Source organism: Kaarinaea lacus, from assembly GCF_975902315.1.
The window spans coordinates 1-9,140 of sequence record NZ_CDLKIE010000445.1; the positions used below are offsets into that span (position 1 = coordinate 1).

Annotated in this window: 10 protein-coding genes and 1 tRNA gene; 6 read left to right on the plus strand and 5 right to left on the minus strand. The window is 46.3% G+C overall.

Going from position 1 to position 9,140, the window contains the following annotated elements; genetic code table 11:
- Positions 1 to 107: 107 nt before the first annotated feature.
- Positions 108 to 184, minus strand: a tRNA-Pro gene (locus ACWVCM_RS13855).
- A gap of 301 nt (positions 185 to 485) precedes the next feature.
- Here ACWVCM_RS13855 and folD point away from each other — a divergent pair.
- Positions 486 to 1,343, plus strand: a complete 858-nt coding sequence (gene folD, locus ACWVCM_RS13860) for a bifunctional methylenetetrahydrofolate dehydrogenase/methenyltetrahydrofolate cyclohydrolase FolD (RefSeq protein ID WP_455202354.1) — start codon at positions 486 to 488, stop codon at positions 1,341 to 1,343.
- Between the two features lie 42 nt (positions 1,344 to 1,385).
- Here the strand turns inward: folD and cysS are convergent, their stop codons facing one another.
- Positions 1,386 to 2,786 carry a cysteine--tRNA ligase gene (gene cysS, locus ACWVCM_RS13865; RefSeq protein WP_455202355.1) on the minus strand — a complete coding sequence of 467 codons (1,401 nt, stop codon included), beginning with the start codon at positions 2,784 to 2,786 and terminating at the stop codon, positions 1,386 to 1,388.
- A gap of 319 nt (positions 2,787 to 3,105) precedes the next feature.
- On the opposite strand from cysS, the gene ACWVCM_RS13870 reads away from it, so the two are divergent.
- From ACWVCM_RS13870 to ACWVCM_RS13880, 3 genes are read left to right on the plus strand one after another with little or no spacing between them, the layout of a single operon-like run.
- Positions 3,106 to 3,720, plus strand: coding sequence for a peptidylprolyl isomerase (locus tag ACWVCM_RS13870; protein ID WP_455202356.1), 615 nt, complete (start codon positions 3,106 to 3,108; stop codon positions 3,718 to 3,720).
- A 46-nt stretch (positions 3,721 to 3,766) separates the two neighbouring features.
- A complete protein-coding gene (locus tag ACWVCM_RS13875) occupies positions 3,767 to 4,261 on the plus strand; it encodes a peptidylprolyl isomerase (protein WP_455202357.1) in 495 nt (164 codons plus the stop codon).
- A 24-nt stretch (positions 4,262 to 4,285) separates the two neighbouring features.
- Positions 4,286 to 5,011 carry a UDP-2,3-diacylglucosamine diphosphatase gene (locus ACWVCM_RS13880; RefSeq protein ID WP_455202358.1) on the plus strand — a complete coding sequence of 242 codons (726 nt, stop codon included), beginning with the start codon at positions 4,286 to 4,288 and terminating at the stop codon, positions 5,009 to 5,011.
- 45 nt (positions 5,012 to 5,056) lie between these two features.
- On the opposite strand, the gene ACWVCM_RS13885 is transcribed toward ACWVCM_RS13880, so the two are convergent.
- From ACWVCM_RS13885 to amrS, 3 genes are read right to left on the minus strand one after another with little or no spacing between them, the layout of a single operon-like run.
- The gene (locus ACWVCM_RS13885) at positions 5,057 to 5,836 is read right to left on the minus strand and encodes a hypothetical protein (RefSeq protein ID WP_455202359.1); all 780 of its coding nucleotides are present in this window, start codon (positions 5,834 to 5,836) and stop codon (positions 5,057 to 5,059) included.
- A complete protein-coding gene (locus ACWVCM_RS13890) occupies positions 5,833 to 6,630 on the minus strand; it encodes a ferritin-like domain-containing protein (protein ID WP_455202360.1) in 798 nt (265 codons plus the stop codon). The genes ACWVCM_RS13885 and ACWVCM_RS13890 overlap by 4 nt, the downstream gene beginning before the upstream one ends.
- 58 nt (positions 6,631 to 6,688) lie before the next feature.
- Positions 6,689 to 7,783 carry an AmmeMemoRadiSam system radical SAM enzyme gene (gene amrS, locus ACWVCM_RS13895; protein WP_455202361.1) on the minus strand — a complete coding sequence of 365 codons (1,095 nt, stop codon included), beginning with the start codon at positions 7,781 to 7,783 and terminating at the stop codon, positions 6,689 to 6,691.
- 127 nt (positions 7,784 to 7,910) lie between these two features.
- Between amrS and amrB the strand changes: the two genes are divergently transcribed.
- Positions 7,911 to 8,714 (plus strand): AmmeMemoRadiSam system protein B, encoded by an 804-nt coding sequence (gene amrB, locus ACWVCM_RS13900; RefSeq protein WP_455202362.1) that lies wholly within the window; start codon positions 7,911 to 7,913, stop codon positions 8,712 to 8,714.
- A partial coding sequence (gene amrA / locus ACWVCM_RS13905) for an AmmeMemoRadiSam system protein A (RefSeq protein ID WP_455202363.1) occupies positions 8,701 to 9,140 on the plus strand: 440 nt, incomplete at its 3' end. The genes amrB and amrA, both read left to right, overlap by 14 nt.

Below are 9,140 nucleotides of genomic sequence, written 5' to 3' on the forward strand. Positions count from 1 at the left end.
CAAATGAGCTACGGGCGCACAAACATCAAAAACAACCCTTATATAATAACAAAGGCACCTTGAATAGGGTTAGTCCAAGGTGCCCTGCAACATAACAGATCGAAATTTGGTCGGGGTAGAGAGATTCGAACTCCCGACATCCTGCTCCCAAAGCAGGCGCGCTACCAGACTGCGCTATACCCCGGAATTGCTAATTATAACTTTTACGACTCGGATTCGCTATTTATGCTACGCCCACTCAAGCTCGCGGAATTGTTAGCAAATCTCAAAAGATTGCGCATGATACGGGGGTTGGCCCTTTTACGCAAGTGCACAATTTAATCAATATCGGTTGTACTAAATTATAGAGACCACGCTTACCCGCCGTCAGTTCCTCGCCCCACTACAGCTCTTGGAGAAATGTGACAAGCGTGAGATCATAGCGCCACAAATTTCGTGGAAATTTTGCATTCTCCAACCCTGGAAAGGAATCAACACTTCTGCCTATGACAGCCCAAGTAATTGACGGTAAAGCTATCGCTGCTTCCCTGCGGCAAGATATTAAGAAACGCGTTGAACAACGTATTGCGAACGGCCTTCGTCCCCCCGGACTCGCTGTAGTTCTGGTCGGTGAAGATCCGGCCTCGCAGGTATATGTAGGCAGCAAACGCCGGGCCTGCGAAGAAGTGGGATTCAAATCGCTGGCATTCGATCTACCGGCCAGTACCAGCAAGGAAGAATTACTCGCTATTATTGATGACTTAAACGCTAACGAGGAAATCGACGGTATTCTGGTACAACTTCCACTACCGGAACATATCCCTGATGGGACGATCATTGAACGCATTCGATTTGATAAAGATGTTGATGGATTCCACCCATATAACGTCGGAAAACTCGCGCTGCGACAACCCGTATTGCGGCCCTGCACGCCTCGTGGCGTCATGACCCTGCTGGAAAAAACCGGCATTAAGGCAAGAGGTATGGATGCGGTGGTCGTCGGTGCCTCAAACCATGTGGGTCGCCCTATGGCATTGGAGCTATTACTTGCGGCTTGTACCGTGACGGTCTGTCACCGATTCACCAAAGACCTGGAAAGCCTGGTGCGAAATGCAGAATTATTGATAGTTGCTGTTGGTAAACCATCAATCGTAAAGGGCGAATGGATAAAACCTGGTGCCGTGGTGATCGATATTGGCATCAACCGCAACGAGCAAGGCAAGCTGATAGGTGATATCGATTTTGAAGTGGCCAAACAACGTGCCGCGTACATTACACCCGTACCGGGTGGTGTCGGTCCTATGACAGTGGCAACCCTGCTGGAAAACACCATCGACGCTGCCGATTCATTGCACTCTAGTTAATAATTAAGATTAATTAAGAAAGCCAGGCATTAAACTCCTCGGTTACTCACGCCGCCATGTAGTGCCACCAGCCGCGTCTTCCAGCACAACCCCCTGCGCGGCTAATTCATCACGAATACGATCTGATTCAGCGAAGTCTTTATTGTTGCGTGCCGAATTACGCCGCTCGATCATGGCTTCTATTTCATCTGCGCTTAATCCCGATTCATTCTCACTCACATCGGATTTTAAAAATTCCTCAGCATCCCGTTGCAGCAAGCCCAATATGCCGCCCAGTTGTCTTAACTGAACGGCAAATTCGATCGCGCTACTCTGATCGACAGTTTTGCGCCTGTTACATTCACGCGCCAGTTCAAACAATACTGCAATCGCCTGTGGCGTATTGAAATCATCATTCATCGACTTGTAAAAGCGTTCTGAATATTCGTTTTTAATTTCATCCTGTTCCGCATCAATGTCCAGTCCACGCAAGGCAGTATAGAGCGTCGTTAAACTCCCTTTGGCATTTTCCAGGTGCTGATCAGAATAATTCAACGGACTGCGATAGTGACTGTTGACGATAAAATAGCGAATAACCTCAGGGTCGTACTTTTCCAGGACTTCGCGAATCGTGAAAAAATTCCCCAGCGACTTCGACATTTTCTCATCATCCACACGCACATGACCGTTATGCATCCAGACATTGGCAAATTTTTCTTCTGTCGCACCTTCACTCTGCGCGATTTCATTTTCATGATGTGGAAATTGCAGATCCAGTCCGCCGCCATGTATATCAAAGTGGTTTCCTAAACACTGCGTGGACATTGCCGAGCATTCGATATCCCAACCGGGTCGACCCGGTCCCCAGGGTGAATCCCAGGCAGGCTCACCAGGTTTGGCCAGCTTCCATAATACGCGATCCAGTGGATCATCCTTGTTCTCATCCACCTCTACTCGCGCACCGGCTCGCAATTCATCGGGCTTTTTACCCGATAGAGCACCGTAGTTTTCGAATTTGCTGACATCGTAGAAAACATCACTACCTTCTTTTGCATATGCCAGGCCTTTTTTAATCAGCACTTTTACCATGTCGATAATCTCGTCAATATGCTGGGTGGCACGAGGCTCATGGTCTGGGCGTAATATGCCAAGGGAATCAGCGTCACGATACATTTCTTCTATAAAGCGTGCGGTCAGGGCGCTGGATTCTTCGTTGTTTTCCATAGCGCGCGCAATAATCTTGTCGTCGATGTCTGTAATATTACGCACGTAGGTGACGTGGGATTTACCATAGATCTTGCGCAAATAACGATATACCACATCAAAAACCACCATGGCCCGCGCATGCCCCACGTGGCAATAGTCATAGACTGTCATGCCACAAACGTACATGCGAACATTGTCGGAATCGATAGGCTCGAAAGTTTCTTTCTGGTTGGTCAGGCTATTGTATATTTGCAACATAAGTTCGAATCCAATTCTAAGGCCCTAGATCTGTCTCAATTGTCTCGCGACGTTGGCCGGTCATACTATAGCAATCCCCGCATGACTACAAAATGTCCGTAGCGCGTCCGCTAAAAAAGATCTAAGCTTCTGCTGAATAAAGTAATTTTTCTATTTTATACGAAATATGGGCCTTTCGCTTCCTTAGTAAACGCTATATGATTGACGTTTTTCGGCCAAATGGTTCTTTAGCCTATCGAGATTTATTGAAAAACTGTTTGTCCGATGCAATGCGAATCGGCACGATTTACACAATATGAGTCAATGTAAGGGAAATGCTATGAACAACGTGATGAAAAACGTGATGAAATCCAGTTTACTGCGAGTTGCTTTATTTATAGTGGTGTTTGGTTTATCGACAACAGCCAGTGCGGCCGGACAACTCGTAAAATTACAGACGAATCTGGGCGATATTGTCATTGAGTTGAACCAGGAAAAAGCCCCGCAATCCGTTGCCAATTTCCTGGGTTATGTAAACGATGGCTTTTACAATGGCACCATTTTTCATCGCGTGATTGACGGCTTTATGATTCAAGGTGGCGGCTTCACAGAAAATTTCCAGAAAAAAGGTACCAAGGCCCCCATCCAGAATGAAGCGAATAATGGCTTGAAAAACGATCGCGGCACCGTCGCCATGGCAAGAACCAATGCTCCCCACTCGGCAACGGCACAATTTTTCATTAATGTCGTTAACAATGATTTTTTAAATTATCGTTCCGCCACATCGCGTGGTTGGGGGTACACTGTGTTTGGCAAAGTCGTGCAAGGCATGGACATCGTGGACAAGATTCGTAAAATTCCCACCGGACCAGGCGGACCATTCCCGAAAGATGTTCCACAAGCACCCGTCGTTATCCAGAGTGCGACAGTAATGGAACCCGTACCAGCACAATAACAGACTTCTGAACTATTACAGGCGACACCCTGACAGGACAATCAATATGATAAGAATGAAAACTTCTTTAGGTACCATTGAAATCGAACTGGACCATGATAAAGCACCAAAAACTGCCGCAAACTTCGAGCAGTATGTTAAAGATGGATTTTATGATGGCACAGTTTTTCACCGTGTTATCAACGGATTTATGATCCAGGGCGGTGGTTTTGAGCCGGGTATGTCGCAAAAACAGACCCGCGACACCATTGAAAACGAAGCAGACAATGGACTTGAAAATGATATTGGCACTATCGCTATGGCTCGCACGCCAGACCCACACTCAGCCACAGCTCAATTCTTTATAAATATAGCTAAAAATGATTTTCTGAATTACACCGCGCCAACCGCAAACGGCTGGGGATATTGTGTGTTTGGTAAAGTCGTCAACGGCATGGATGTAGTCGACCAGATTAAAACCCAACCAACTACCAGCAAAGCAGGACATCAGGACGTGCCGGTAGAAGACATCATCATCGAACAGGTCGAGATAGTGGATTAACGTCAAACCTGCTGCTGTTAAACCATGAGCACACTATTTATATCGGATCTGCATCTGTCTGGTGAACGGCCCGACATCATTAAGCTGTTTCTCGAGTTCATGGCAACACGTGCAAAAGAAGCCGATGCTTTATATATCCTTGGCGACCTGTTCGAAGTCTGGCTAGGTGACGACTTTATTCCTCCCGACGCACAGACAGTTGTAAACGCCCTTCGCGATTATTCTGACTCTGGCCGCAAACTGTTTGTCATGCATGGAAATCGTGACTTCCTCATGGGGGATCATTTTGCTGAAATCACCGGTTGCAACCTGCTACCTGATCCATCAATCATTGATTTGTACGGTACCAAAACGTTGATAGGTCATGGTGATCTGTTATGCACCGATGATGTTGACTATATGCGGTTTCGGCAACAGGTCCGCAATAAAGACTGGCAAACCGCATTTCTTGCCAAAACAGTGGAAGAACGTATCGCTATAGCAAAACAGGCGAGACAGGAAAGTAAGAAACAAACCAGTTCGATCGCGGAAGAAATCATGGATGCCAATCAGAACACTGTGGAGCAAGTTATGCAGGAGCATAATATTAACCAGATGATCCATGGCCACACCCATCGTCCTGACACACACACATTCGTCCTGGATAACCAGCAGAGAACGCGCATCGTGTTAGGAGACTGGTACGAACAGGGCAGCCTGCTGGAATGTACTGAAAAAGGATGTGAACTACAGACCTTGCCGGTCAATTGACAGGCTTAGCAAGCACGACCAACCAGTTGGCAAAGCGTGAATTGTTTATCCACCGACCGAAAATTCACTATACCCCTCGGGCAATTTCAACTTCTCGTCGTCAAATTCAAAGTCAAGTCGATAATCAACCATAAACTTTAAAAATCCCCGCTGATCCCATTCTCGCAAGGGTATCCCAGTATCAAGGTGCTTGGATGCGTAATAGATATTTAACGCCAGGTCGCAGGCTTCATGAGTCTCAGGTGGCATCTTGTGAACAGTACTTGCGTGTTCACCCGCTAATACCTGGCGGTACTCCTTCAATGCCGCTACCGCTTCAGGTAAGAATTTCTTTTCCAGCGTTACTGCATCATAACAATGTTTACCATTGGCAAAATAACGGAAATGCGTTGCTTTATGGCCGGTTACCGCAGGGATTGCGGAACTTGGTTGAGACTCCTCTTTATAGGTAATTTCGATGGGCGGTTTGCCCTTAATTTCTTTTGGCTTAATAACAAAGATGGTTTTATTTGCTTCGGTAACACTGTATATAGTCTGCTTGTCACGATCAAATAACAGGAAGTCATTGGGAAATCGATCGTCAGCTATATAAAGGTAATGGTTGTTTATGAACATGCGACTTCGAAACAACGGGGTGCCCGCTTCCTCACGCTCAGAGTACATTATGAACACACCTTTTTTATCATCCGGAAACTTTGCTTCACCTTCTTTGGTAGGGCCAGTCGTCTCACAAGCTGTCATTAACAGCGATAAAATAACAACTACTAACACTGCTGTTGATGACTTCTGTGATTTCATCGCCTGACTCCAAAATGCTTGCATCATAACAACCCCTCTAAGTATTGTATTTCTTGTTCGGTAAAACCGGCGGCCTTGCGCGCTTCCCTGTCTAATGGCGGTTTGACCCTGCCCTGTGCATATTGTTGCATTAATTCCAGGTAAGTTTTTTCGCGCGGTAATTCTCTTTGATCACAGAAATAATGAAACCAACGGCTTCCAATTTCTACGTGACCTACTTCCTCTTCCAGTATCACGTTGAGCACATCCACGCTTTGCTGGTCTCCAATCGCATTAAATCGATCAATCATACCCGGCGTCACATCCAGTCCGCGGGCTTCCATTACCCGGGGCACCAACGCCATGCGCACCAACACATCGTGCGCAGTTCTTAATGCCATATCCCACAATCCGTTGTGGGCATCAAAATCACCGTAATCATAACCTAATCGCTGCAGGCGATCACGTAACAACGTGAAATGTTGCGCTTCCTCATCTGCCACTTTCAGCCAGTCATTATAATATTCCTGCGGCAAGTCACGAAACCGATAAACGGCATCCAGGGCAAGGTTAATTGCATTAAATTCAATATGAGTAATGGCATGCAGCAGTGCTGCTCGCCCTTCCGGCGTATGAAAACTCCTCCGTGGCAACTCCCGCGGATTTACCAACGATGGTTTATTTGGTCTTCCAGGTATTGTTATAGATTTGGGAGGCTCGTTGTTCTCCAACGCCAACTGCCCTTCCCGCCATTGTTTCACAATATGACGGGTTTGATCGACTTTATCGGCAGGATCACAAATCAGGATACAGCGGTAAGCTGCGGCAAACAGATTTTCCATGAGATTATTGACGGCAAACGGATTTGCTTTTCATTATGTTTAATCGCTTATGGATACGTCAAGCAAACTGGGATATGCGTACTGGCAAACGTTTCGACCCCCAGGCACCGGGAGGACCGGAAAAAACACCGGCGCAAGGCGTGCCGCAAAAACGACATTTACCATCATCGGTCAGGTTCCAGTCCGATAATACGTACCAATCACGGCCAATGAGTTTTTTATGGCACTGATGACAATAGGTACTGTCCGCCGCTTCATTGTGAACATTACCCACGTATACATAGCGCAATCCTTTTTCAAGAGCGATTTCTCGCGCACGCAATAATGTACCGGGAGGTGTGGGTGGTTTATCTACCATTTTCCAGTCGGGATGAAATGCTGAAAAATGCAGGGGTACATCTAAACCAACATGATCACGCACCCACTCAGCCAGCTTAACGATCTCGTCGTCGGAGTCATTTTCCCCCGGGATTAACAACGTTGTTAGTTCCACCCAGGTATTTGTATGATGCTTGACATACTCGATGGTATCCAACACTGGCTGTAAATGACCGCCTGTTAAGTGGAAATAAAAGTCTTCCGTAAAAGCTTTTAAATCTATATTGGCGGCGTCAATATATTTAAAGAATTCTTTGCGCGGCTCTTCACTAATATACCCGGCCGTGACAGCCACGGTTTTGATATCCAGCTTTTTACACTCCTTCGCCACATCAATGGCATATTCCATAAAAATGACTGGATCATTATAAGTGAATGCCACACTCTTACATCCCAGTTCTTTTGCCGCTCGCGCTATCTGGATGGGCGATGCAGTATCTGCCAGGGTATCCATTTCCCGGGATTTACTCATATCCCAGTTTTGGCAAAACTTGCACGCCAGATTACATCCGGCAGTACCAAAGGATAAGACCGATGTTCCCGGTAAAAAGTGATTCAAGGGTTTTTTCTCAATCGGATCGACACAAAAACCACTGGAACGCCCATATGTCGTCAGGACAATAGCATCATTGTGTCGAGCACGAACAAAACACAAACCCAATTGCCCTTCTTTTAAATGACACTCCCGCGGACACAAATCACACTGGATACGACCGTCATCCAGCATATGCCAGTATTTAGTAGGAAAAAATTGTGGTGGTTGCCAGCTGTTCATATTTTATAGATTACACTTTGTTTGGCATCGATCAATGATTGTCATCAAAAACCATGCTATTGATCCTATAATAAAAGTATAAGCACACTATTTCACAAATTGTTTGATCTGTGAGGTAAAAGCAGCGATGAATCAGAGCAAAATTCGCCCAACCGCCGTTGCCGGCATGTTCTATCCGTCTGATCCTGTTGAATTACGCGCAATGGTATCAAGCTTCTTAAACAGCGCACGTGATACGCCTATTGACAAGGCCGCGACAACCAAAGCTATTATCGCCCCTCATGCCGGCTATATTTATTCAGGGCCGGTAGCAGCACATGCCTATCATTATGTGGAATCCATAAAAGATAAAATCACCAATGTTGTGTTAATTGGCCCATCGCATCGTGTTCCACTGTTAGGCCTGGCGACCAGTAGTGCTGACTACTTTGCGACTCCCCTGGGTAATATCCCTATAAATCGTGCTCTGACCGAAAAAATCAATGAATTGCCTTTCATTAGCGAACTTGACCAGGCACATTCAATGGAACACAGCCTGGAGGTTCACTTACCTTTCCTGCAACTCACATTAAACGAATTCAGCCTGGTACCCATCGTAGCCGGTGACGCATCACCGGAAGATGTCAGTGAACTGATTAACCTGGCTTGCAGTTCTGAAGACACCTTGCTTGTGATCAGTTCAGATTTAAGTCACTATCACGACTACCAGACAGCCAAACGTCTGGACCAGGATACTTGCGAGGCAATTGAAGCACTTGATATTCGCGCTGTTGACTCTCAACATGCTTGCGGTTATATCCCTGTGCGTGGACTATTAGCATACGCCAGGGAACACAAACTGGCAGCCACGACCGTGGATTGCAGAAACTCTGGCGACACAGCCGGCCCAAAAGATCAAGTTGTAGGTTACGGTTCTTATGTCTTTAGCTGAAGCCGATCGTCAAACCTTACACGATATTGCAAAAGCATCTATACAGTATACGCTCGAGCAAGGCTCAAACGCCCAATTCGAGAAAACATTACATCTGGACGACTACTCCCCTGAGCTGCAACAACAACGCGCTACTTTTGTCACACTTAATATTAATGATCAACTAAGAGGTTGTATAGGAACTCTGGAAGCCCACCAACCCCTGGTGATGGATGTATCGCACAATGCCCGGGCGGCCGCATTTCAGGATCCCAGGTTTGCCCCGTTATCCAGACCCGAATTTGAGCAATTGCAGATTCATATATCAATACTCGGACTGCCTGAGCCTATGACGTTCAGTTCCGAAAAGGATTTAATTCAACAACTACAACCAGGCATAGACGGCCTGATATTAACTACGGGCAGACATCGTGGCACTTTCTTGCC

Coding starts and splice junctions, on each gene's coding strand:
- folD (WP_455202354.1), top strand. CDS start 486: ATGACAGCCCAAGTAATTGACGGTAAAGCTATCGCTGCTTCCCTGCGG.
- cysS (WP_455202355.1), bottom strand. CDS start 2,786: ATGTTGCAAATATACAATAGCCTGACCAACCAGAAAGAAACTTTCGAG.
- ACWVCM_RS13870 (WP_455202356.1), top strand. CDS start 3,106: ATGAACAACGTGATGAAAAACGTGATGAAATCCAGTTTACTGCGAGTT.
- ACWVCM_RS13875 (WP_455202357.1), top strand. CDS start 3,767: ATGATAAGAATGAAAACTTCTTTAGGTACCATTGAAATCGAACTGGAC.
- ACWVCM_RS13880 (WP_455202358.1), top strand. CDS start 4,286: ATGAGCACACTATTTATATCGGATCTGCATCTGTCTGGTGAACGGCCC.
- ACWVCM_RS13885 (WP_455202359.1), bottom strand. CDS start 5,836: ATGATGCAAGCATTTTGGAGTCAGGCGATGAAATCACAGAAGTCATCA.
- ACWVCM_RS13890 (WP_455202360.1), bottom strand. CDS start 6,630: ATGGAAAATCTGTTTGCCGCAGCTTACCGCTGTATCCTGATTTGTGAT.
- amrS (WP_455202361.1), bottom strand. CDS start 7,783: ATGAACAGCTGGCAACCACCACAATTTTTTCCTACTAAATACTGGCAT.
- amrB (WP_455202362.1), top strand. CDS start 7,911: ATGAATCAGAGCAAAATTCGCCCAACCGCCGTTGCCGGCATGTTCTAT.